Source organism: Shewanella sp. SR1 (assembly GCF_020447145.1).
Classification (GTDB): domain Bacteria; phylum Pseudomonadota; class Gammaproteobacteria; order Enterobacterales; family Shewanellaceae; genus Shewanella; species Shewanella baltica.
Map to the genome: position 1 here is coordinate 33,996 of NZ_JAJAEF010000027.1, position 21,672 is coordinate 55,667.

Annotated in this window: 24 protein-coding genes; 12 read left to right on the top strand and 12 right to left on the bottom strand. The window is 45.1% G+C overall.

Annotated elements, in window-relative coordinates:
• Positions 1–366: 366 nt before the first annotated feature.
• From KV201_RS19005 to nqrF, 6 genes are all read left to right on the top strand, one after another.
• Positions 367–1,740 carry a Na(+)-translocating NADH-quinone reductase subunit A gene (locus KV201_RS19005; protein ID WP_071938532.1) on the top strand — a complete coding sequence of 458 codons (1,374 nt, stop codon included), beginning with the start codon at positions 367–369 and terminating at the stop codon, positions 1,738–1,740.
• The gene (locus KV201_RS19010) at positions 1,740–2,972 is read left to right on the top strand and encodes an NADH:ubiquinone reductase (Na(+)-transporting) subunit B (protein WP_226060221.1); all 1,233 of its coding nucleotides are present in this window, start codon (positions 1,740–1,742) and stop codon (positions 2,970–2,972) included. The genes KV201_RS19005 and KV201_RS19010 overlap by 1 nt, the downstream gene beginning before the upstream one ends.
• Entirely contained in the window at positions 2,962–3,768 is an 807-nt protein-coding gene (locus KV201_RS19015; RefSeq protein ID WP_071938530.1) for a Na(+)-translocating NADH-quinone reductase subunit C, read from the top strand. The genes KV201_RS19010 and KV201_RS19015 overlap by 11 nt, the downstream gene beginning before the upstream one ends.
• On the top strand, positions 3,765–4,385 hold the full coding sequence (locus KV201_RS19020; protein ID WP_006080314.1) for an NADH:ubiquinone reductase (Na(+)-transporting) subunit D: 621 nt from the start codon (positions 3,765–3,767) through the stop codon (positions 4,383–4,385). Before KV201_RS19015 ends, KV201_RS19020 begins: the two co-directional genes overlap by 4 nt.
• Before the next feature lie 9 nt (positions 4,386–4,394).
• On the top strand, positions 4,395–5,003 hold the full coding sequence (nqrE, locus tag KV201_RS19025) for an NADH:ubiquinone reductase (Na(+)-transporting) subunit E (RefSeq protein WP_006080315.1): 609 nt from the start codon (positions 4,395–4,397) through the stop codon (positions 5,001–5,003).
• 77 nt (positions 5,004–5,080) lie between these two features.
• A complete protein-coding gene (gene nqrF / locus KV201_RS19030) occupies positions 5,081–6,298 on the top strand; it encodes an NADH:ubiquinone reductase (Na(+)-transporting) subunit F (protein WP_226060222.1) in 1,218 nt (405 codons plus the stop codon).
• A gap of 96 nt (positions 6,299–6,394) precedes the next feature.
• On the opposite strand, the gene KV201_RS19035 is transcribed toward nqrF, so the two are convergent.
• The 7 genes from KV201_RS19035 to yjjX all read right to left on the bottom strand — a co-directional run bounded on the left by KV201_RS19035 (position 6,395) and on the right by yjjX (position 12,048).
• Entirely contained in the window at positions 6,395–6,790 is a 396-nt protein-coding gene (locus KV201_RS19035) for a hypothetical protein (RefSeq protein WP_226060223.1), read from the bottom strand.
• A gap of 464 nt (positions 6,791–7,254) precedes the next feature.
• Positions 7,255–7,914: a hypothetical protein gene (locus tag KV201_RS19040; RefSeq protein ID WP_226060224.1), complete on the bottom strand. Its 660-nt coding sequence runs from the start codon at positions 7,912–7,914 to the stop codon at positions 7,255–7,257.
• Positions 7,901–8,479, bottom strand: coding sequence for a biosynthetic peptidoglycan transglycosylase (locus tag KV201_RS19045; RefSeq protein WP_226060225.1), 579 nt, complete (start codon positions 8,477–8,479; stop codon positions 7,901–7,903). Before KV201_RS19045 ends, KV201_RS19040 begins: the two co-directional genes overlap by 14 nt.
• A gap of 44 nt (positions 8,480–8,523) precedes the next feature.
• On the bottom strand, positions 8,524–9,405 hold the full coding sequence (locus KV201_RS19050) for a restriction endonuclease (RefSeq protein WP_226060226.1): 882 nt from the start codon (positions 9,403–9,405) through the stop codon (positions 8,524–8,526).
• Positions 9,406–9,471: 66 nt separating this feature from the next.
• Positions 9,472–10,059 (bottom strand): hypothetical protein, encoded by a 588-nt coding sequence (locus tag KV201_RS19055; protein ID WP_226060227.1) that lies wholly within the window; start codon positions 10,057–10,059, stop codon positions 9,472–9,474.
• A gap of 374 nt (positions 10,060–10,433) precedes the next feature.
• Positions 10,434–11,483, bottom strand: a complete 1,050-nt coding sequence (locus KV201_RS19060; RefSeq protein ID WP_226060228.1) for a bifunctional helix-turn-helix transcriptional regulator/GNAT family N-acetyltransferase — start codon at positions 11,481–11,483, stop codon at positions 10,434–10,436.
• A gap of 4 nt (positions 11,484–11,487) precedes the next feature.
• The gene (yjjX, locus tag KV201_RS19065; RefSeq protein WP_071938525.1) at positions 11,488–12,048 is read right to left on the bottom strand and encodes an inosine/xanthosine triphosphatase; all 561 of its coding nucleotides are present in this window, start codon (positions 12,046–12,048) and stop codon (positions 11,488–11,490) included.
• 701 nt (positions 12,049–12,749) lie between these two features.
• Between yjjX and KV201_RS19070 the strand changes: the two genes are divergently transcribed.
• A complete protein-coding gene (locus KV201_RS19070; RefSeq protein WP_006080322.1) occupies positions 12,750–14,045 on the top strand; it encodes an aromatic amino acid transport family protein in 1,296 nt (431 codons plus the stop codon).
• Between the two features lie 115 nt (positions 14,046–14,160).
• On the opposite strand, the gene KV201_RS19075 is transcribed toward KV201_RS19070, so the two are convergent.
• Positions 14,161–14,616: a GNAT family N-acetyltransferase gene (locus KV201_RS19075; RefSeq protein WP_226060229.1), complete on the bottom strand. Its 456-nt coding sequence runs from the start codon at positions 14,614–14,616 to the stop codon at positions 14,161–14,163.
• A 216-nt stretch (positions 14,617–14,832) separates the two neighbouring features.
• Here KV201_RS19075 and KV201_RS19080 point away from each other — a divergent pair, with 216 nt between their 5' ends.
• Both KV201_RS19080 and KV201_RS19085 read left to right on the top strand, forming a co-directional pair.
• Entirely contained in the window at positions 14,833–15,129 is a 297-nt protein-coding gene (locus KV201_RS19080; protein ID WP_006080324.1) for a hypothetical protein, read from the top strand.
• Positions 15,130–15,338: 209 nt separating this feature from the next.
• A complete protein-coding gene (locus tag KV201_RS19085) occupies positions 15,339–16,673 on the top strand; it encodes a dicarboxylate/amino acid:cation symporter (protein WP_226060230.1) in 1,335 nt (444 codons plus the stop codon).
• Between the two features lie 138 nt (positions 16,674–16,811).
• Here KV201_RS19085 and KV201_RS19090 read toward each other — a convergent pair whose 3' ends face one another.
• A complete protein-coding gene (locus KV201_RS19090) occupies positions 16,812–17,228 on the bottom strand; it encodes an META domain-containing protein (RefSeq protein WP_006080326.1) in 417 nt (138 codons plus the stop codon).
• Positions 17,229–17,299: 71 nt separating this feature from the next.
• Between KV201_RS19090 and KV201_RS19095 the strand changes: the two genes are divergently transcribed.
• Positions 17,300–17,530: a hypothetical protein gene (locus KV201_RS19095; RefSeq protein ID WP_006080327.1), complete on the top strand. Its 231-nt coding sequence runs from the start codon at positions 17,300–17,302 to the stop codon at positions 17,528–17,530.
• Positions 17,531–17,598: 68 nt separating this feature from the next.
• Here the strand turns inward: KV201_RS19095 and KV201_RS19100 are convergent, their stop codons facing one another.
• A complete protein-coding gene (locus KV201_RS19100; protein ID WP_107403867.1) occupies positions 17,599–18,615 on the bottom strand; it encodes a GGDEF domain-containing protein in 1,017 nt (338 codons plus the stop codon).
• Positions 18,616–18,783: 168 nt separating this feature from the next.
• On the opposite strand from KV201_RS19100, the gene KV201_RS19105 reads away from it, so the two are divergent.
• Both KV201_RS19105 and KV201_RS19110 read left to right on the top strand, forming a co-directional pair.
• Positions 18,784–19,326: a GNAT family N-acetyltransferase gene (locus tag KV201_RS19105; RefSeq protein ID WP_226060231.1), complete on the top strand. Its 543-nt coding sequence runs from the start codon at positions 18,784–18,786 to the stop codon at positions 19,324–19,326.
• An 80-nt stretch (positions 19,327–19,406) separates the two neighbouring features.
• Complete coding sequence (locus tag KV201_RS19110; RefSeq protein ID WP_006080330.1) at positions 19,407–19,757, top strand: hypothetical protein; 351 nt, start codon at positions 19,407–19,409, stop codon at positions 19,755–19,757.
• A 38-nt stretch (positions 19,758–19,795) separates the two neighbouring features.
• Here KV201_RS19110 and KV201_RS19115 read toward each other — a convergent pair whose 3' ends face one another.
• Together KV201_RS19115 and KV201_RS19120 are read right to left on the bottom strand one after the other, a co-directional pair.
• Positions 19,796–20,200 (bottom strand): GNAT family N-acetyltransferase, encoded by a 405-nt coding sequence (locus tag KV201_RS19115; protein ID WP_011845882.1) that lies wholly within the window; start codon positions 20,198–20,200, stop codon positions 19,796–19,798.
• A 717-nt stretch (positions 20,201–20,917) separates the two neighbouring features.
• On the bottom strand, positions 20,918–21,622 hold the full coding sequence (locus KV201_RS19120; RefSeq protein WP_226060232.1) for a hypothetical protein: 705 nt from the start codon (positions 21,620–21,622) through the stop codon (positions 20,918–20,920).
• Positions 21,623–21,672 lie beyond the last annotated feature (50 nt).

Consider the following 21,672-nt stretch of genomic DNA (forward strand, 5'->3'; position numbering starts at 1 on the left):
CGCTAAAAATAGCCAGCCCGCTAAACGGTATTGCGCCCTTTTGAGGCATGCCATTGGTTGAAGTTTGTTCTCTGAGTCGCGCTTTTAACGGTTTTATCGCTTTGCTGCACTGAGATGGGGATTTTGGCTTATTTTTGTAAACCTTAGGTATGACTAAATCAGTAATAACGTATTTATGAATAAATTGTTATAAAACTACATTTATAGATCGCGGCGAGTTTGGAAGTGAACCTGTGTCACAAAACGGCGTAAATTTACGTATCTAACTTACGAATTTGCGGCGGAATGTGACGCCAATATCGGAAACTGGGTTAACAAATCTCTACCCTGAATTTATCTAAAAATTTTTCATGGTTGATATTTGTGATGGCAGATTTTTCAAACCAAATTGTAACGATCAAAAAAGGCCTCGACTTGCCGATTGCTGGCGAGCCGCGACAGGTCATTGAACTCGGTGCTAAGCCATCCCAAGTGGCTGTTCTGGGTGAAGAATTCGTTGGGCTTAAGCCGACGATGTTGGTCGAAGAGGGCGATTGGGTTCAAAAGGGCCAAGCCCTGTTTGAAGATAAAAAAACACCGGGCGTGTTGTTCACTGCACCCGCTAGTGGCCAAGTCGTGGCGATTAACCGCGGCGAGCGCCGAATTCTACAATCGGTTGTCATTCGTTGTGATGACGGCGAAAACCGCGATGGACAGATTTCCTTCGAAATCCATCAAGACATTGCCGCTTTAGCAAGGTCAACCGTTCAGGCGCAATTAGTGAAAAGCGGTCTATGGACTGCACTGCGTACGCGGCCTTTCTCGCGCGTGCCTGCGCTCGATAGCACGCCCGCAGGGATTTTTGTTACCGCAATTGATACTAATCCACTGGCCGCCGATCCGCGTTTGATCATCGCCGAGCAAACCGAAGCTTTTAAAGCTGGCTTGCTGGTGTTGAGCCGCTTAACCGAGGGCAAGGTTTACCTGTGTCAGGATAAGGGCGAAGCGATTGTGAAAGAGGCATTGCCGCAACTTGAGCTGCGCCGTTTTGACGGGGTTCATCCTGCAGGTTTAGTCGGCACTCATATTCACTTTATTCTACCTGTGAGTTTAGAGCGTCAGGTATGGCATATCGGTTATCAAGACGTGATTGCCTACGGCAAATTATTCCAAACCGGTGAGTTATATACCGACCGCATAGTCGCCTTAGGTGGCCCGAGCGTGCTAAATCCGCGTTTACTGCGCACTCAGTTAGGCGCCGAGTTAAGTCCCTTAGTCAGTGATGACATCAAACCCGGCCAAAACCGTGTGGTATCGGGCTCTGTGTTATCTGGCCATACCGCGGTTGGTGTGCATGACTTTTTAGGCCGATTCCACAACCAAGTGTCAGTGCTGAGCGAAGATGCGCAGCACCATGTACTTTCTTGGGTACGGGGTGGCTCGGATAAATTCTCTATTACCCGTGCGGTGACATCACGTTTGTTTGGTGCCACTAAGCTGTTCGAATTCACTACCCATCAGGGCGGTTCAGCCCGCGCCATGATGGCCTTTGGTCAGCTAGATCGCGTGATGCCACTGGATATTTTACCCACCTTGCTCGTTCGAGACTTAGTAGTGCGTGATACAGATGAGGCGCAGGCCTTAGGTGCATTGGAGTTAGATGAAGAAGATCTGGCGCTGTGTACTTTTGTGTGTCCCGGCAAATATGACTTTGGTAAAGAATTACGTGCCTGTCTAGATGTTATCGAGAGGGAAGGTTAATGACTAAGCAAGTTAAAAAACCTGATTTACAGCAAGTTACTGATTTACAGGAAGAATACTACGCCACCGGTAAGTCGATGAAGGGCTTTTTGCGTTCACTCGTCATTGCCAGTGGCCACAGCACTAAGGGTAAAGTGCATGTGCGTGACGCGATTGACGTGAAACGTACCATGACGCTAGTCGGTTTGTGTTTACTGCCCGCCATTTTATTCGGTCTATATAACATTGGCCTACAGGCACAACTTGCGCTTGCTGGCGGCTTATCGACCCCAGATATTTGGAAGTTAGAAATCTTTAATACCCTGTTTGGCGGCCTTAGCCAAGACACTGGGATATTAGGTTTATTCCTCTATGGCCTTAGTTTTTATCTGCCGATTTACCTGACAGCGCTGCTCACCAGTTTGTTCTGGGAAGTGGTATTTGCGCGGGTTCGCGGCCAAGAGTTGCACGAAGGTTTCTTCGTGACGGCGCTGCTGTTTACCTTAATCTTGCCAGTATCGACCCCGCTATGGCTGGTGGCCATGGGGATTTCCTTCGGTGTGGTTGTGGCTAAAGAGCTGTTTGGCGGCATGGGATATAACTTCCTTAACCCTGCGCTGGCGGGCTTGGCTTTTATCTACTTTGCCTATCCCTCTGAAGTTGCAACCATTAAACAGCTGGTTGCCATTGATGGTTTCTCTGGTGCGACTGCACTGGCACAAACCGCAGCGGGCAAGCTGAGCTTTGCCGATTACTCTTGGTTTAGCGCCTTTAGCGATCCTAATTGGTGGAACAACTTTTTTGGCTTCACCGTGGGCGCAATTGGTGAAACCAGCACCTTAGCGATTTTGATCGGTGGTTCATTACTGCTGATCAGCCGCTTAGCCGACTGGCGCATTGTGCTCGGTGTGCTGCTGGGCATGATTGCGACTGCAACGCTGTGTAATTACATCGGTTCTAGCAGCAATGACATGATGGCAATGCCGTGGACTTGGCATCTGGTCACTGGTGGTTTTGCGCTGGCGATGATGTTTATGGCCACCGATCCTGTGACCACTTCCTATACTCGCCAAGGCAAATTTGCCTACGGTGCTTTGATTGGTTTTATGACAGTGCTTATCCGTGTCGCTAACCCCAAAATGCCTGAGGGCGTGATGTTAGCCATTCTGTTCGCCAACCTTTGGGCGCCGCTGTTCGATTATCTGGTGGCCCGCGCCAACATCAAACGGAGATTAAAACGTCATGGTCTTTAAGAAAGATACTGTGGTGGGGACCATGATCTTCACCATCACGCTCTGCCTCCTGTGCTCGTTTATGATCACAGGCACAGCAGGCATATTGAAAGAACGTAAAGTCGCCAAAAAACGTGACGAAGTGAAGCGTTATGTGTTGATGGCAGCCGATGTGAACTTAGGTCAGGACTCTGATTTTAGAGAGATTTTCGCTAAATCGGTTAAGCCATTATTGATCAACCTAGACACAGGTAAGGTGGATTCAGACGCTAACGTACTCGATTTTGATGAGCGTATGGCGGCGATTAATCCTGAGACCTCTAGCGCACCGAAAAAGGACATCGCCAAGATTAAAACCCGTGCTAACGATGCCCGCGTATTTAAAGTGCTCGATGCCGATGGCAAGTTAGACAGTGTGGTTGTGCCTTTTTATGGTAAAGGTCTGTGGTCGATGATCTACGGCTATGTGGCGGTTGAACCCGATTTCAACACCATTAAAGGGCTAGTGGTGTACGAGCACGGTGAAACCCCAGGTATCGGTGACTTTGTAACGGATCCCCATTGGTTATCACTGTGGAAGGGTAAGCAATTATTTGATGAAAAAGGCAAATTTGCTATGCGCCTCGTTAAAGGCGGCGCTAAAGAAGGCGATGTCCACGGTGTCGATGCTGTGAGTGGCGCGACCATGACAGGCCGCGGCGTGCAGCGCGCAATGGAGTTTTGGTTTGGGGTTGAGGGTTTTCAAACCTTCTTCAATCAGCTGAAAGCGACGGCCGCGCAGGGTGAATTGCAAGGTGAGTTGGGAGAGGCAAAATGAGCAACACTTTATCCATGCGTGACATGTTAACGGGGCCAGTGTTTGCCAATAACCCCGTCGCGATGCAAGTGCTGGGCGTATGTTCGGCGCTGGCGGTCAGTAACTCAATGCAAACCGCTGTGGTAATGACGCTCGCAGTGACCTTTGTGTTGGTGTTTTCTAACCTGATTATCTCTGCCATCCGTAACTTTATCCCGACCAGTGTGCGCATTATCGCGCAGATGACGGTTATCGCCTCCTTGGTGATCATTGTCGACATGGTGCTGCAGGATGTGGCCTATGAGTTATCTAAGCAACTTTCTGTATTCGTAGGGTTAATTATTACTAACTGTATCATCATGGGCCGCGCAGAAGCCTTCGCCATGAAGTATCCACCGCATTTAGCGGTCGTCGATGCACTCGGTAATGCGACAGGTTATGGCTTGATTTTGATCAGCGTTGCCTTTGTACGCGAGCTGTTAGGGACTGGCAACTTATTCGGTCATAGCGTGTTTACCACCATTGAAAACGGCGGTTGGTACTTGCCAAACGAGATGTTCAAGTTACCACCGAGCGCCTTCTTCCTGATCGGTGTGTTGATCTGGACTATCAATGTGATCCAGCGGAAACGGGGTTAAGGAGCAGATATGGAACACTATATAAATCTATTTTTGCAGGCCACTTTTATCGACAACATGGCGCTGTCGTTCTTCTTAGGCATGTGTACTTTCTTGGCCGTGTCTAAAAAGGTGTCAACCGCCTTTGGTTTAGGCGTCGCCGTTATCGTGGTGATGACCTTAGCTGTGCCGTTAAACCAGATAATTTACGTCAAAGTGCTCGCACCAGGCGCACTGTCTTGGGCGGGATTACCCGGTATTGATTTAAGTTACCTGCAACTGATCACTTTCATCGGTGTGATTGCGGCGTTAGTGCAAATCCTTGAAATGTTTTTGGATAAGTACATTCCTAGCCTATATGACTCCCTTGGGATCTTCTTACCTTTGCTCACAGTGAACTGCGCGATTTTTGCTGGGGTGATCTTTATGGCGAACCGTGATTACAACTTCGGTGAGTCAGTGGTGTTTGCTATGGGCTCAGGTCTTGGCTGGGCAGTGGCGATTGTGCTGCTGGCGGGACTGCGCGAAAGAATGAAATTCAATGCGATTCCCGAAGGCTTACAAGGTATTGGTATCACCTTTATCACAACAGGCTTGATGGCGCTGGGCTTTATGTCTTTCTCGGGGATCTCGCTGTAAAGCTACAGTAGGCGAGCCAAGAGTTGAGAAAGTGAAACCAGATTCTTTTTAGAAAAGAGCTAGAAAAGGGTAATACGATGGAAATGGCAATTGGCATAGGCATGTTCACGCTAGTGGTCTGTCTATTGGTGATAGTGATTCTAATCGCCAAAAAGCAATTAGTGGCTTCGGGTGAAGTGACGATCAGCATCAATGAAGATGCCGAAAAAAGCATTCAAGTTGCGGCGGGTGACAAGTTGCTCGGCGCCTTGGCGAGTCAGAGTATTTTTATTCCGTCAGCCTGTGGTGGCGGCGGAACCTGCGGTCAGTGCCGAGTGAAAATCAAATCGGGCGGCGGTGACATTCTGCCGACTGAAATGGGCCATATCACCAAGAAAGAGGCTAAAGAAGGTTGTCGTCTCGCCTGCCAAGTCTCAGTGAAAACCGATATGGAACTTGAGCTCGACGAAGAAATTTTCGGCGTGAAAAAGTGGCAATGCAAAGTGATCTCTAACGATAACAAGGCGACTTTTATCAAGGAGTTATTGCTTGAGTTACCCGAAGGTGAAGATGTTCGCTTTAAAGCGGGGGGTTATATTCAAATCGAAGCGCTAGCCCATGTGGTGAAATACGCTGACTTTGATATTCCTGAAAAATACCGTGGCGATTGGGACAAATACGGCCTGTTTGACATTGTCTCTACCGTAAACGAAGAAGTGTTGCGCGCTTACTCTATGGCCAACTATCCCGATGAAAAGGGCCGCATTATGCTGAACGTGCGGATTGCGACGCCGCCATCGGCCAATGTGCCAGCGGGTAAGATGTCATCTTACATCTTCAACCTAAAAGCGGGCGATACAGTGACGATTTCTGGGCCATTCGGTGAGTTCTTTGTGAAGGAAACCGATGCAGAAATGGTGTTTATCGGCGGCGGTGCCGGTATGGCACCTATGCGTTCACACATTTTCGATCAGCTTAAGAGTAAGAAAACCACACGTAAAATGAGCTTCTGGTACGGCGCACGTTCGACCCGTGAAGTGTTTTACCAAGCGGATTTCGATGCCCTAGCGGCCGAGAATGACAACTTCGTTTGGCATGTGGCGTTATCTGAGCCGTTGCCTGAGGATAATTGGACTGGCTACACGGGCTTTATTCATAATGTGATTTATGAGAATTATCTTAAAAATCATAAGGCACCAGAAGACTGCGAGTACTACATGTGTGGTCCTCCAATCATGAACTCCTCAGTGATCAAGATGCTCGAAAGCTTAGGCGTTGAGCCCGAAAACATCTTACTCGATGACTTTGGTGATTAGCCGTTAAACTTAAGCTAGAGCTTAATCAGAGCTTCAATTAGCGGTTAAAGTTTGAAACTAAAAACTCGCGTTAAGGCAACTTAACGCGAGTTTTGTTTATTGCTTGTTAGCGTTTTTAAGTTCAAAGCCTCTAACAATGACATATGCGATAAGGGCAAATATGAATACGATGAGGTACATCCATGCGATACTTTGCAAAGTTTCAATAATTGTCCGATAGATCTCAATAGTCCAACGTTCTAGAGTTAGCTGTAGAATTTCAACATCTTTATGTCGAGCGGTAATGTAGCGCTCTAAATCATAAATCCTAACTCCACCTGAAATGCCCACAACGTATGTGGCAAAAATGATATATTTTTGCCAGGCGGCACTGATTGAATCTTGAATTATTCGAGAAAATATTTCTCCTAGTGGTTTTTTGAAAATCGAAACAACTAGAAATGAAACGGTTATAGATAGTGCAAATGTAATAAGCAGTAATGTAAAAAACATGCTCTCTCCTTAGAACAGATAATCAAATTGAAAACTTTACCAGCCATTTAAAATCAACAACATAATCTGCTTTCGGCTTACGTTCAAGCGAATAGTCATTGAGGTTGCTTTAAGGATGTGGCAAAAGTCGCTGTTAACATTAGTCAATGAGAATAGGCTCGCCATGGCATTGACTCACCGACACGCAGCAAGTCCGTCCTTGGATGCTCGACCGCCCCGTCCATGGGGCGGACGGTCGTCTCGCCAATCACCATGGCACACCTTTCGAGCATTCGCGTAATCTGTAGATTTAAAAGACATACGCAACACACTTTGGGACAAAACCTTGTTAGGTGTTTAGCTCTATTTCAAAGCTTTCAGATTAAAATTTCTATGGATTAACGCTTTGCTAAGCGGCTAAAATTTGCGAGGAACGAGAACCGCCAACTGTTTTGTGTCCGTTTAAGCAACTTGTTAGTTTTCGATTACTGAAAGCCTAAAGATATTTGCTGTACATAGCTTGCCCATGATTTATAACATCTTACAGATGCATGGCTGAATTTCGGAGCTTCAGATGTAACATCTAGCTTTTCCTTAAGAAGGTACATGGTTTGAGCAACGTTTCTAACATAACGATATTTGTCATGATTTGGAACTATATTAGAGTCTATGAAGCCCCTCGCTATGTTCTTAGGCCCTCTATGTAAATTTTCTTTCCAAAATCCGCTTTCTCTCTCATTTGAAGCGCTGATGACTCCACTTTCAAAATCATAAGACCATTGATTAAAGTCACTTTTTAACTGCTCAAACAGCTCACTAGAGATAATGAAAATATCTAAGTCTGAACCATCTCCAAATGGCTTGCCCATTTTATTGGGAGCTAAAGATTGTCCTAATCTTGCACTACCAGTTACATTCAATTCCTTTGGATCAATATTTAGTCTTGAGCCAACCCATGAGCGAATTGATTCATAAATCCCTGGGCACTCCTTAAATGCGAATGGAATACCCTCTGACAACCACTGCCTAGCGATAGCTTGTCTTGCAGATTCTCCACCATTCTTTGCAGCTTCCGAGATTAATTTTGCTTCTGGGTAGGCAGATACCACACCCCTTAAATGGCTTGATACCTTAAATGGTTCCATAATTCCCTTTAGAATTTAATTGGTTAAATCGGTTCATAATGTGGTTGGCTCGCAAATCAATAGTTCTTAGCCTCTTATTTTTATTAAATCTTGGCTCAGGATATTTTATTCTTGCAACTATCGAAGCTGCTTCATAATTTGTTAGAGCACTTTTATCCAGATCTAGAACTTTACAAGCTTGTTCAATTCCGTGCATATTCCATCCGAAATACGCAATATTTAGATAAATCTTTAATATTTCTTTTCTTTCAAGGGTTAAGGTTACTCGCGTGGCTAGATAAATTTCTTTAAATTTACGTCGCAGACTTATTTCATAGCGCTTAGTAATTGTTCTTACTAGTTGCATTGCTATTGTAGAGCCACCTTCTCGCCTGTTACAAAATGAGGTTTTCAAAAAGGCTCTAGCTAAACCGATTGGGTCTACACCAAAATGTAACCAGAAACGATGATCTTCTCCTGCAACGAGGAGCTCTAATAAGTTATCAGAGAACTCTGCTCCTGCACTTTTTGATCTTATTTCATCAATGCTCTTGCTGAGCTGATTCCATTCATCTTTAAATTTCATTTATGGCTGACTATTATCCTTAGAAAACTAACGCCTCAATCAGCCTACGCGTCAGCGGTCGGCTGCATTGGTTTGTTAGCATCTTGATGTTCAATTTTTATTGGTCGAACTGCTTCCATAATATTTTCCAATTTTCGGATATTGCTCTTCGAACGATTAACCGGCGAGAACATGACACAGAAGAAAATGAAATCTTCAAATTCAACAAACCCTGTATATTCAGGCGTTGGATAGTTTTTAGTATTGGCAACTCTTAGTTTTGTTTTTATATCTTTTCTTCGAATTGTAGGCAAAAACTCAATTGAACACTCTGGGTCATTCTCTCGAAACATCTCCTCCTGCAAATTTAGAAGATCTTCTAAAGAGTCTCCATCTTTATGCCTATCCCAAAACTGAATATACATAAACTCATTATCCTGCATGGCTTCACCTAAAGTTCGACCTTGCTGATAAAGAGTGGCAAGCCAAGCAGGTGTTGTTTGACCATCTACAACCCAACCAAATGGTGAAGGAACTAAAGCGCCATTATTTCCCGCATAAGGAATTGCACCGTGTGACTGAAATGCGTGAAGATCTTTAAAGTTGAGTATTTCCAGTTCAATTTCAGCCGAGCCAAAATGAGCTCGATTATATGCCGCCTCAGTAAACCCCTCTTTTGAAATCAATAACCCTTTGTGCGCACCGATGTCTTCGAGCATGCTTATGTAACTTTCGACAGCTTTTACATCGACCTTTTTATTGAAGTACTTACCGTCTATAGCTATCACAATCCTATTACCAGCAACATGTTGCTCTATAAGAATGTCAATCTGGCGCTTAGTCTTCGAAAATAATCCATCCTTTTTTGCATCCAAAGTTATTTCGGCATCAGGGTACTGCCCTTTAAAATGCTCGTAGATTTCTTTTTCGTATTTCTTCCAGTCCATGATCTACTCTAGATTTGAATGTTAACGCCGCGCTCTGCGGAAAATTTGTCCGATAGCAGCGCTTTGTTATGCATGCCACTCATTAAACGCATGGGTTTCTGATGGCTTAGTATTTGTGAAGTTAAATGGGATAGAAATGGTTTTTGTGCCGTAGTCAATGACTAGTTTCCATCCGGTTAATGGCACTTCTAGCCACCCATCCATTAGTCGCTCAGAATCAAACCTATCTGTAATAGTAAGTGTTTTACGTTGCCCCTCACTGATGCACAAGTCCCTTGTGTAATCAGATTCTTTAAATAAACGTTTGACTTCTGTTTCATATTCATCTGTATCTAAAGCCAGTACGTCCTGAGCTAAGTGCTTTACCACTTTATTGGCGTGAAGCTTTGATGATAGGTTAGATGGTCCAAATACTTCAGTTGGATGTTCGATCCAAACATCCTTTAGGTATACGTCTTTTCCAGTAGCAAAAACATTTAAACTCACTAAAAAGTCATATGCATCCGCTGAACGCCATTTAATTTCGGACTTTTCGATTTCAACCTTTATATTTCCTTTGCGAAAGAAGTCTTTGTAGAGGGATATCCCCAGATTTAATACCCCGAGTCCCAGACCACCAAAAGCAGCAACTGTCTTCGCTGTCTCAAATTCCAAAACTATGTTCTCCAGATCGTAAATCTATGCATAACGCCTAAATTAGGAGCGCCGTAGGCGTCATCTGTATTTACTTGTTAGCACCTAGCCTTAGTTTAATAAATTAAGCAAATTGTCATATTCTTCTATTTCTATATCAGTGAGAAAATCTTTCAACTTGACCGTCATTGTTGTTTTAGTTTCTCGACCATCATGCTTATCAATATGCACCACAACGTCCGGAGTGAAGCATTTAATTATGTCAATGAGACCATTATCATCTGTAATGAAATTCGATCTAAGGTATCCACTAACTCCATCACGTCCAAGTTGTTCAATCTCAAGCTTGATACCTGCGAACCTAGTTATTCGCATAATATCAATTAATACAGCAACTAACGATGCAGCTCTAGCAGCATTGGCATTTCGCAGGCGTCGTGGCCTGTATTCCCTAGGGGAGCGGATAGATGCACAAAGCCCAATTTCTCATAGAGTTTTACGGCTTCATTTAACGCGGCTGTGGTTTCTAAATAGCAGCTTTGATAACCCGTTTCGCGGGCGAAATCGAGTGCCATTAGTGCTACGCGTGTTGCGAGTCCTTTACCGCGAATTTCGGGCATAAAGTACATTTTCTGCAGTTCACAAACACCCTCATTGTTGGCTAACGGCGCAATACCAGCGCCGCCTAAAATGCGCCCCTCTAATTCAATAATCCAATAGCTGGCGCCCGCTTGGGAGTAAATCTGGCTGAGGCAATCTAAGGTCGGGTCGGCCACGCTATAACCTTTATCCGCGGTTAAGCCGTATTCGGCCGAGACATCGCGGATGACTTTTGCAATCGCGGCATCATCTTGGGCTGTGGCTTGGCGAATGTGACAGCCACTTTGGTGTTTGGCGTTATGTACGGCTTGGTTATATAACATAAGTGCCTCTTCAATTTGTGAGGTTTGTGCCGGAGTTAGTTGGGCTAAGATCTCTTGAAATAATTGATTTTGCTGAGTATCTAATTTCAGGAGTAACTTCTTCCCCGCGGGCGTGAGTTGTACGACTAAACAGCGACTGTCCCGTGGGTGTATTTGACTCTGGGCAAGATTTTTATCAATCAGATGCTTAATGGCTCGGCTCGCATTGGACTTATCTATGCTGAGTTTGCAGGCCAGCTCTTTGATGGTCAGCGGCTGCTTGCCTATCTCAAACAAGGCGTGGGCTTGCACTGGCGAGAGGGGCAAATCTCCAAAGGCGGCGTTGAGCATGCCTAAATTCCTCACCAGATAGCGAGATAAGTGCCTGAGTTGAGCGGAGGAGCCTGACTCCGCCGTTTGCTTAGCGTGAATTACAGGCTTAACTGGATCTGGAGTCGATGGTGCGTCTGTGTGAGCCATAGTCGAATGGGTTTGGTTGCATGTCACAACTAAGTTAGCGGGCTTCAACTGCGCTTGCAACATGTTACTAACAAGTTTGTGCGTAAATATCGGGATTTAATAGCGGCGCCATGGCGAGAATAATCGCTTGGGTGTAATTACTTTCACGGGTCGCGTGGCCGTGGGTGAGCAAACCTATGGCACCGCCTTTTTGTTTAATATTGACGGTATTGAACAATCTATCCATCACATGCCCGAGTTCTTCACCTGCTTCTAATGCCCGATAAACCTGCATTGGCAGAGGTAAAATTGCGCTGCGGCCAATGGCAAGTTGGTCTTTATGCCCAATGGCGATATAGGCGAATGTGGCTGGGCCAAAGTCGAAACAATCGACACCGCCTTCCATCGCAAAATAGTAGTCGGCTTGAGTATCTTGTTGATCCTGTTGTTGACAGTAGTGCACCCGATTAATCGCCCCTTGGCGAGTGTCTTTATCTGTCATTGGCTGCGCAGCAACACCTGAAGGCGCATCCATACCGCTGGCTTCTATGATACTGTCAGGGAACAGTTGTGCCATCGCTTTGGTTGCCGCGTTGATTTTTACTGGGTTTTTAGAACCCACTTTTATCTTGATAATGTTTTGCTGCATATAAGTTATTTATTTCAGCTTTTAATGTGGATGCTCGTTTGAATCATTGCTTAAATGGTCTGAGGTGTCTAAGCGTTTGGGTTTTCTATTCTGCCACAGTCGTCGGCGAAGCTCAGTAAAAAGCCAACAGTAGGGGAGGCAATAGCCATTCATTAAAGCGGTGAAGGCTCGGTTTACTATCTTATCCGGCAATACGTCGCTGTTTAGTTTCGATGGCCCAATACCCTATGCCAGTGCACCAAAGCTCAAGCGAACTGATTTTGCATTAATCGTTAACGGCTCACTCCGGCGTTGGTTCCGTAGTGAGCCGTTTTTTATGGCGTTTGCGACTGATAGCGATTTGTAAAAATTTAACATTAGCGGATGTGATCTTGATCGACTTTAGCTATCTATATGCGGCATTGGATCTCGTTTTATGGCTTTTTGTGATCTAGATCCAATTCGGTGTTTTTCTCGGCGCTTATGCTATGTCGCTGCTTTTGGTTTAAGGTGAAAATATTGTGTCTTTAAGCGGTTTTTTATGTGTGTTTTTTGCTGCTACATTGAAAACTTATTACATTAAATCAGCGATCTAGATCTCAATATCAGTTTATTATGAAATTCCCTTACATAAAGCAGTGTCAGATCAACTTTTATGGGCTTTTTTTGGTTATCCTTACGACGAATTTATTATGCTAGTCACACCGTAAGGTAACTTTTATATGCAAAAAGATGCGACCAGTGTTCTTGGAACACCTCAAAGCACACAGAATCTAGATTCAACGAAACACTTACCTTGGACTCGCCAAGATACGACTTGGATGTTGAGTTTATTTGGCACAGCCGTTGGCGCTGGAATTTTATTTTTACCCATCAATGCGGGCATGGGCGGCTTTTGGCCTCTCGTACTCATGGCAGTGATCATCGGTCCTATGACCTATCTTGCCCACCGCGGTTTATCTCGTTTTGTTTGTTCATCAAGCATTCCCGGTAGCGACATCACCCAAGTAGTAGAAGAACATTTTGGTGTGGGTGCGGGTAAAGCCATTACCATACTGTATTTCTTCGCCATCTATCCGATTGTATTAATTTACGGTGTGGGTATTACCAACACAGTCGATAGCTTTATCGTCAATCAGTTGGGCATGGCATCGCCACCACGCTTTATTTTATCGGGTGTATTGATCCTTGGTATGATGGCTGTGATGGTTGCGGGCGAGAAGTTCATGCTGAAAGTGACACAATTGCTGGTATATCCGCTGGTGGGTATTTTGGCCTTTATGTCGTTCTACCTGATCCCAGAATGGAAAATGGATGCCTTGCAAGTTGTGCCAGAAGCGGGTGCATTTTTAGGCACAGTGTGGTTGACGATCCCAGTATTGGTGTTCGCCTTTAACCATTCTCCTGCGATTTCACAGTTTTCAGTGTCACTGAAACGTGACCACGGCGCCAACGCTTCTCGTAAAGCTGACGTGATTTTACGTAACACTTCGATGATGTTAGTGGGCTTTGTGATGTTGTTTGTGTTCTCTTGTGTGCTGTCGTTATCGCCAGCCCAATTGGCAGAAGCGAAAGCGCAGAACTTACCGATTCTGTCTTACTTAGCTAACGTGCATTCAAGTGGTTTTGTGAGCTACTTTGGTCCGTTAATCGCCTTTATCGCGATTGTGTCCTCTTTCTTCGGCCATTACATGGGCGCGACAGAAGGCATGAAAGGCGTGATCGTTAAGCAGTTACGCTCAAGCGGCAAATCAGTCACGGATGCTAAGATCAACAAGTTCATCCTAGGCTTTATGTTTGTCACTATCTGGGCTGTAGCTGTGATCAACCCAAGTATCTTAGGCATGATTGAAGCCTTAGGTGGCCCAATTATCGCGGCTATCCTGTACTTGATGCCTATGTATGCCGTGTATAAAGTGCCAGCGTTAAAAGCCTATCGTGGCCGTATCAGCAATATCTTCGTGATCATTGCAGGTTTACTGGCGATGACGGCGATTCTGTTTGGTTTCTTCCGTTAAGTTTTACGAGTGCAGTGAAGCTTAACGAGGAGTTAGCGTTAGGTTTTTAATCTGAATCGTGACTCGTAAAAAAAGGATCGTGCCATTGGCCCGATCCTTTTTTATTGCTAATAAGCTATTGAAGGATTTGTTTTTCTTCGTACATTAAGTAGTAACTCTGCTTCATCCCTAAGGCTTGATAGGTCTGCTGGGCGGCGAGGTTTTCTTGCTCGACATATAAACGGAAGCTGGCGGCGCCACCATTGGCTTCGGCCAGTTGTTTGACCTCACTGTAGAGCTTGCCATAAATGCCTTGGCGACGATTTTGCGGGCGAATATATACACTTTGGATCCAGTAATAATCCTTGGCGCGCCAATCGCTCCATTCAAATGTCACCATAAGCGAACCAACTATCTCACCTTCAATTTCGGCGACGAGGTAAAACCCTTTTTGCGGGCTCTCAAGTAGCGTGCCCACGCCGCGGGTCAATGTCGCTTCATCTAAGGCTAAGCCTTCGGTTTCTTGGGCCATCGCCTGATTAAATTGGACTAAGGCACTGAGGTCCTGAGCCTTAGCTTTACGGATCAACATACAACAACTCCTAGGCGGTTATTGAGTAATACCGCTCTTGTTTATTGAACAACCATTTTGTGGCTCACTTTAGCATGGAACATTGTGGGATAACGAGTTCGACAGTCGCGGTTTTGGCGGAGTGAGCTTAATTGTTGCTGCGGATTTTTGTACGACTAAAGTCTTATCTGCTAGGCTTATCTCTAGTGCCCTTTTTCTGAACTAAGTGAGCCTATGATGGGATTCGTTAAGTCGACACGCCGCTATAAACTTAAGGTGTTGCCCGTTGTTGATCTGACTGCTGATGAGCAAATAAACCATCGACTGCATTTTATCTTAACTTTGTTGAGTTTTGGTTTATGGGGACTCGTTTGGTGGTGGTTGATTCTGAAAGCCAAGGGTAAATCTGACTTTATTTTCAGTGGTTTTGATGACGATTACTGGAGTTATTTGATTGAACGTGAGCAACCGCCAGCAGCGCTTTATCGTCAGCAAATTGCGCCAAATAAAGTCACAGAATATTTTGATGCTTAAGCAGAAAAACTAACATTTCAGCGGCTAATTTAACAAAGTTAGTTTGGTTAATGTTACTGATTTTAAGGCAGTTTAGCTCAACGTGACCCAGATCATCCCTCGATTAAAACCCCTCTGCTAGACTCGGCGATTGCCTCATGTAGACTGAGAAACTAGCGCGCTAGTTTTGGTCTTTGCCCCATCATAGTTTCGAATTCAAGGTTATGAATATGACAAAACCTAAGTCGTCGGCATTAGGCCGTGTTTGGTCTCGCTGGATGTCAGTGCCGCTGTGGCTGCAAATTGTTATTGGTATGGTGCTAGGCATTATTGTCGGCGTTATTTTTGGTGAGCAAGCCACTTGCCTAAAGCCGCTCGGCACCTTATTTGTTAATGCCATAAAGATGCTGATCGTGCCACTGGTTTTTTGCTCGCTGATCGTGGGCGTTACGTCGATGCAAGACACCGGCAAGATGGGGCGAATCGGCATTAAATCCTTTGGGTTTTATCTGTTTACTACGGCTATCGCGATCAGTATCGGCCTGCTTGTTGGTTATGTGCTGCAACCCGGCGCAGGCTTAGGATTAACGCTGGCAGAAGGCGCGACTCAAACCGCCAAAGCTGTGCCTTCATTAGTCGATACCTTGGTTGATATAGTGCCGACAAATCCGATTGCGGCCATGGCAAGCGGCCAAATTTTGCAAGTCATCGTATTTGCCATCGCCTTAGGTATCGCATTAGTGCTGATTGGCGAGCACGGTAAACCTGCGATTAAAGTGTTCGAAAGCCTCGCCGAAGCCATGTACAAACTGGCTGACATGGTGATGAAACTCGCGCCCTACGGCGTCTTTGGGCTAATGGCTTGGGTGGCGGGGGAGTATGGTATTGATATGCTTTGGCCCCTGATCAAAGTCATCATTGCTGTATACCTTGGTTGTATTATCCACGTGCTGGGTTTCTATAGTTTTTTACTGCGTGGATTTGCGAAGTTAAGTCCGCTGCAGTTTTTTAAAGGCATTAGCAATGCCATGTTAGTGGCGTTTACCACGTCTAGCTCTGCGGGTACGCTCCCTGCAAGCATGAAGTGCGCGAGTGAAAACCTAGGCGTTCATAAGAAGATTTCTAGCTTCGTGTTACCGCTGGGTACCACCATCAATATGGATGGCACTGCGTTATACCAAGGCGTTACTGTGCTGTTTGTCGCGCAGGCGTTTGGTATCGACCTGACTGTTGTCGATTATCTCACCATTATTTTAACCGCGACTTTGGCTTCTATAGGCACTGCGGGTGTGCCCGGTGCGGGCTTGGTGATGCTGACGTTAGTGCTGACAACCGTAGGGCTGCCCTTAGAAGGGGTGGCATTGATAGCGGGGATTGACCGTATTTTAGATATGGTGCGCACTGTGGTGAACGTTTCCGGTGACTTAGTGGCGACAACTGTGATTGCCAAGTCTGAAGATGAGCTGGATATGGCGCATTACAATGCCGACACGGAGCAAAGTGCCGTGCTAGCCGAGCAGAATATCGCCCTTGAAACGGCGGCGGAGAATAGCACCAAAGTCTAGTTGGCTTCAGTTGCTGGCTGTGGAACTAAAAAACCGCCATTGGCGGTTTTTTTATGCGGACAAATTTTTCTTTGCGGAAGCTTACTTCACTGGGTTTATTGCACTGTGCTTACTTCACTGGGTTTAATTTATTCGGGCTTACTTCAGTTGGCTCAAGATTAGCACTGGCTTGTCGTCGCTGTTGAGTAGCGTCAAGCGACCTTGCACTAGCTTAGCTTTAGCCACTAATGGCATTGCTTGCATCACTTTGTGCTCTTGCTGCATTAGCGCATCGACACAGGCTTTCATTGTGCTACCGGCAGGAGATAGCTTAAGCTCTTGGCCTTGCTGAGTATATTGACCGAAAAAGTTATTACAGCTGTTGTTGCCGTGTAATTTGCCTTCGGCCTCAAAGGTGATTTGCGCTGGGCTGTAATCGATAGTCGGTTGGCCTTGAACCATCTCAATGTGCCAGCTGCCCTCTAATGGAATGGTCTCATTTTGGGCGACATCGGTACTTTGGCAGGCGGTGAGTCCCAACAGTAGCGCACCTAAGATGAATGTTTGTTTTAACATCGTTACGGTTCCTTTTTCCATGGTTATGGCCATAGTGTGACAAGTTTTACTCAAGATCTAAAGAGGTTTATATGACGGACTCATTTAAAAGTACTATGAATTTGTTGAAGTTTTTACATTGGTTAGGTGTATTGATGCTAGTTTGTGGACTTGGGTTCTATATGTTGACGCAATGGAGTCTAGAGATAAGCGGCATGTTACTGATCTCAAGCCTGATTGGCTTAGGGTTAGTCCTGATGTCACCCTATCCCGTGGTGCTGTTTATCCAGTGGGCGAAGCGCCAGGATGAGCAATCTAAGTGATTTCTTGCTGTGTAATTAAACCAAAAACTCGTTAACTCGCCACTTCGTTAAATCACTGCTTCATTAACTTAAAGCGCCGCCGAATCTGCGGCGGGATTATCGTATAAGCTTGAGTCTATGGCGGGCTTAACTGGTGTGTCTTCAACCTCAGGCTTTGGTGGTTGCATTGAATCGAGTTTGCCCCGCGCGAGTTCCATCATGGGCGCGAGTTTGGCGCTGGATTCAGGAGTGAAAAAACTGTAGCTCGCATCGAGTTTAAGCTGGTGGTTTTGCTGTTCTAACTGTTTTTCTACCCGCTTCATAATATGTTGAATATCCCGCTCACCATCCACAAAGGCCAGTACCACAAATTGCGTGGTGTTGTAGTGGGCGGCAACGTCAGCGGTCCGTATCGTATCTTGGATCAACTTGCCCAACAGCCTGTGGTGATTATCTTCGAGGGGGATGGGCGTGTTATCCGGACTCAGTAATTCAAAGAAGATGATGCCTGCATGGGCACCAAAGCGGCGGCCTAAATTGAGTTGTCTTGGCGCCATCATCAAAAAACCATAATGATTGAGCATGCCGGTTTCTTGGTCGCGCATCGAAAGGGATTCAATGCGATGGTTCTGGCACAGCAAAGATAATTCCTGTTGCAGCAATATCTGAAACGGTTCGAGCATAGCGGCATTGGCTAGCGGATCTGCCATATGTGGGTTGAGTACGCACAGGGCGCCAAATTGGCTGCCATCAGGCCAAGCAATAGTGCGCGAGAGAATGTGCTGAATGCCATCAAAATCCCGTGGTAAATCATCCAACATAAAGCTGCCGAGGTTTTGATATAAACCGTCGGGCTGGCTATTTTGTATCTGTTTAAAAAGTTCGAGTTCTGCGGAGTACAAAGTACCTGCGGTAAATTGTGGTTTTTCAGTGATTGCGCTGACAATGATCTCAAATCCTGCGCTGGTCTTTTGGAATATAAAAACCGTGTTAGCGTTGTAATAGCTGTTGATTAGCTCACATTGGTGCATCCAGCGAGTGAGATTCACTTGTTGATTGTCGCTATCAAGTAAACTCAAGTTGGGATTAATGGTTTCGGGCAACATACAAACGCCTAACTAGGGCTAAATATTCATTAAGTTTGGGAAATAAAAGGGGATTTAGCAAATCAAGGCACTAAATAATACCTTGTTCTAGCTGTGTCTATTAATCCAACCGAGTATACTGACGGCCTTAAATTAGGCCTAAAGCCAAGATGATGCCGTGAGAACACTGTGAAGATTAGATTAGCCTTACCCCAAGATGTTGATTTATTAGCGATGCTAGAGAAAAAACATCTGAATGACGAATTAGCTTCCGCCAATATGGGACTGCAAGGGCAAGCCTTTTCCCACAGTGAACTGAGCGAATTGGTGCAGCATCATTGGGTCGTGGTGGCGCAGGTTGAGCAGCAGATCGTCGGTTATGTGATTGCCGGTCGCTGGGGATTTTTCGAACATTGGCCCATTTATCGCACTTTGTTGAATCGTTTGCCGCAACTCGATTGGGATGGACCAAAATTAACTAAGACTAACTCTTGCCAATACGGGCCGATTTGGGTGCAGCAAGCCTACCGTGGACAAGGGATTTTTGAGGCATTAGTCAGTGAAATTCGTCGCCAAGTTGCCCCGCATTTTAGCTATATGTTGACCTTTATCGCCGAAGATAATGAACGTTCCTTTGCCGCCCACTCGGGAAAAGCGCACATGCAGGTAGTGGATTTTTTCACTGTCTCAGCACGGGATTATTATTTAATGGCGGCAAAGACCCAAGCTTAGTTGTTCGATGATAGAAATTAAGGATTTAATCTCTACTGTGTAAATAACCCGAGTTCAGGTTAAATAACGGAGATAAATACATGAATGTACAATTTGTTGAGTCACTATTAACGGCCTATGCCGAAGTCAATTTATCGGCTTGGGACAACTTGAGATTGGTCTTATCTGAATGCTCCCACCATGAATGTGAGGCGAGGGGATTTGAAGTCGAGTTTGTCTTAGACTCAGGGCAAGCGCAGCATTATTGGGTACAAGTGGGGAATATTTGGCTCGATTGTGGCCGAACCAATGCCTATTCTGCGACGATAACGCGACTGACGGATGAGCAAGTCAGCCGCGCGAATACAAAAAAGGCGCTGGAGTGCGCCATTTTATCCCAAGAGCAGATTGGTCTAATGTGCATGCAAAACGCCCATTTCGACCATTGCTAAGTGCGCTTATTCAGTCAGTTTCTCAATCGCTTTTTTGATCAATACTTCTTCATCAGAAAGATCCGCTGAGGGGTAGTGGTGACTGTGCCTATGATCTCAAACCCTTGTTTTTCATAAAACACAGGGGCTTGAATCGATAAGGTATCCACTTGAGCTACCAAGCAACCCCGTTGCTTCGCCTCCGCTTCGGCAAGCGCCATCAGTTTATGCCCAAGCCCTGTACCTCTGGTTTGGTCATCAACCCAGACAACATTGATTAAGAAGTTTTTATAGATAGTCCGTCCACCCACACCCCCAATCAACTTGCCATTTTCATCACGTGCTATGACAGTCAAAGGCACTGATTTCTCAGGCCCTAATAGCCCAGCATTAAATTGCCTAACGCCGTCTACCAGCGCATCCACAATTGCGTTATTTTCTTCATGAATAACTTCAAATTTCACTTAAATTTTTTCCTTAAAAATATTTTTTTGCTTTTAAATCATATAGCAACTATCAGTAAACTCAATGTTGGACAGAAATGTGTTGGAAAGTAGTGTTTTGGGAGCAGTAATTTCAGTTGTTAGAAGTTTAGCGTTTACGGGTATCCACTCACACAGGCTTGCCATGGCATTCGCTCGTCAGTCCTTGGATGCTCAACCGCCCCGTCCATGGGGCGGACGGTCGTCTCGCTATCACCATGGCTCACTTTTTTGGTATTAACGGAACCTGTGGATTGAAAAGATTACACAACATACTTTTGGACAGAAATGTGTTGGAAAGTAGTGTTTTGGGAGCAGTAATTTCAGTTGTTAGAAGTTTAGCGTTTACGGGTATCCACTCACACAGGCTTGCCATGGCATTCGCTCACCGACACGCAGCAAGTCCGTCCTTGGATGCTCGACCGCCCCGTCCATGGGGCGGACGGTCGTCTCGCCAATCACCATTGCTCACCTTTTGGGCACTAGTGTAACCAGTCTGTATGAAGGAGATACCCAGCAAGCTTTTGGACAAAAACGCGTTAGTTTTTTTACTCTAATAAGTTGGTTTCGGATTAATATTTCTATGGGGTACGCCAAGTGCAGCGGCAGTTTGTGGAGTGGCGTTTTGTGCTAGCGTAGCGACCAGCGCAAAAAGAGCCACGGAACAAACTGTCCGACTAGCACATATTGTTAGGCTTTTTATTCTAAAAAGTAATCTAAGGTTCTAATGCACTTCTGTAGATTACAACCATATATTTCATTTTTCTCGGTACAACCACCACTTACAAGACTTACTACCTTACCATTTTCTCCGATAATCGGTGCACCGCTACAACCTTGAAACATTTCATGGCCAGGATGATTTTCAGGTAATTTAAAGTAATGCATATCATTTTCTAATCTGTCATATCTTAATCCATGATATATGAGTTGCGTAGTTTCAAAAGCATTTAGATCAGGGAATGATGTTGGATGTATATCGCCAGAAAACCCATACATAGTGTCTTTGTTTGGCTCGCCAATATCATCTACTGTAAACACTGGTCTTTCTTTTATTTCTAAAGTTTCACCTTTGTATGTTCTGTTGTGAAAATAGATCTTTAAGTCTGGGCGAACAGGATGAAAAGAAAACTCTACGTCTTTTATTGATTTTTTATCTTCAGAATAGTCCGCCAAAAAACAAAATTGATTAAGAAATAGAACCTCAATCTTCTGGACCTGATCGTTAAACTTTATTTGGGCAGACCATTTAGATGACTTTTCAGCAACATGGAATACCGTTAATAAATAGCGATTTTCTTTAAAGTCAAGAAGGCAGCCTGAGCCAAAACTAGAGGGTATGTCATTTTCATCATGCTTTCGTAGTTGAACGCTAGAGTATTTGATTAATTCTTGCCAATTCATAGTTTTAAAGCCTAACGCCCGCATTTGGGGCCGTAGTGAAGCGCAGCGGA

Bases quoted from the DNA above. Each gene is read 5' to 3' on its own strand.
- KV201_RS19045 (WP_226060225.1), bottom strand. From the start codon at position 8,479: ATGAAATTTAAAGATGAATGGAATCAGCTCAGCAAGAGCATTGATGAA.
- KV201_RS19080 (WP_006080324.1), top strand. From the start codon at position 14,833: ATGGGATTCGTTAAGTCGACACGCCGCTATAAACTTAAGGTGTTGCCC.
- KV201_RS19070 (WP_006080322.1), top strand. From the start codon at position 12,750: ATGCAAAAAGATGCGACCAGTGTTCTTGGAACACCTCAAAGCACACAG.
- KV201_RS19095 (WP_006080327.1), top strand. From the start codon at position 17,300: ATGACGGACTCATTTAAAAGTACTATGAATTTGTTGAAGTTTTTACAT.
- KV201_RS19075 (WP_226060229.1), bottom strand. From the start codon at position 14,616: ATGTTGATCCGTAAAGCTAAGGCTCAGGACCTCAGTGCCTTAGTCCAA.
- KV201_RS19035 (WP_226060223.1), bottom strand. From the start codon at position 6,790: ATGTTTTTTACATTACTGCTTATTACATTTGCACTATCTATAACCGTT.
- KV201_RS19090 (WP_006080326.1), bottom strand. From the start codon at position 17,228: ATGTTAAAACAAACATTCATCTTAGGTGCGCTACTGTTGGGACTCACC.
- KV201_RS19060 (WP_226060228.1), bottom strand. From the start codon at position 11,483: ATGTTGCAAGCGCAGTTGAAGCCCGCTAACTTAGTTGTGACATGCAAC.
- KV201_RS19085 (WP_226060230.1), top strand. From the start codon at position 15,339: ATGACAAAACCTAAGTCGTCGGCATTAGGCCGTGTTTGGTCTCGCTGG.
- KV201_RS19010 (WP_226060221.1), top strand. From the start codon at position 1,740: ATGACTAAGCAAGTTAAAAAACCTGATTTACAGCAAGTTACTGATTTA.
- nqrE (WP_006080315.1), top strand. From the start codon at position 4,395: ATGGAACACTATATAAATCTATTTTTGCAGGCCACTTTTATCGACAAC.
- KV201_RS19100 (WP_107403867.1), bottom strand. From the start codon at position 18,615: ATGTTGCCCGAAACCATTAATCCCAACTTGAGTTTACTTGATAGCGAC.
- KV201_RS19015 (WP_071938530.1), top strand. From the start codon at position 2,962: ATGGTCTTTAAGAAAGATACTGTGGTGGGGACCATGATCTTCACCATC.
- yjjX (WP_071938525.1), bottom strand. From the start codon at position 12,048: ATGCAGCAAAACATTATCAAGATAAAAGTGGGTTCTAAAAACCCAGTA.
- KV201_RS19110 (WP_006080330.1), top strand. From the start codon at position 19,407: ATGAATGTACAATTTGTTGAGTCACTATTAACGGCCTATGCCGAAGTC.
- KV201_RS19050 (WP_226060226.1), bottom strand. From the start codon at position 9,405: ATGGACTGGAAGAAATACGAAAAAGAAATCTACGAGCATTTTAAAGGG.
- KV201_RS19005 (WP_071938532.1), top strand. From the start codon at position 367: ATGGCAGATTTTTCAAACCAAATTGTAACGATCAAAAAAGGCCTCGAC.
- KV201_RS19040 (WP_226060224.1), bottom strand. From the start codon at position 7,914: ATGGAACCATTTAAGGTATCAAGCCATTTAAGGGGTGTGGTATCTGCC.
- KV201_RS19020 (WP_006080314.1), top strand. From the start codon at position 3,765: ATGAGCAACACTTTATCCATGCGTGACATGTTAACGGGGCCAGTGTTT.
- KV201_RS19120 (WP_226060232.1), bottom strand. From the start codon at position 21,622: ATGAATTGGCAAGAATTAATCAAATACTCTAGCGTTCAACTACGAAAG.
- nqrF (WP_226060222.1), top strand. From the start codon at position 5,081: ATGGAAATGGCAATTGGCATAGGCATGTTCACGCTAGTGGTCTGTCTA.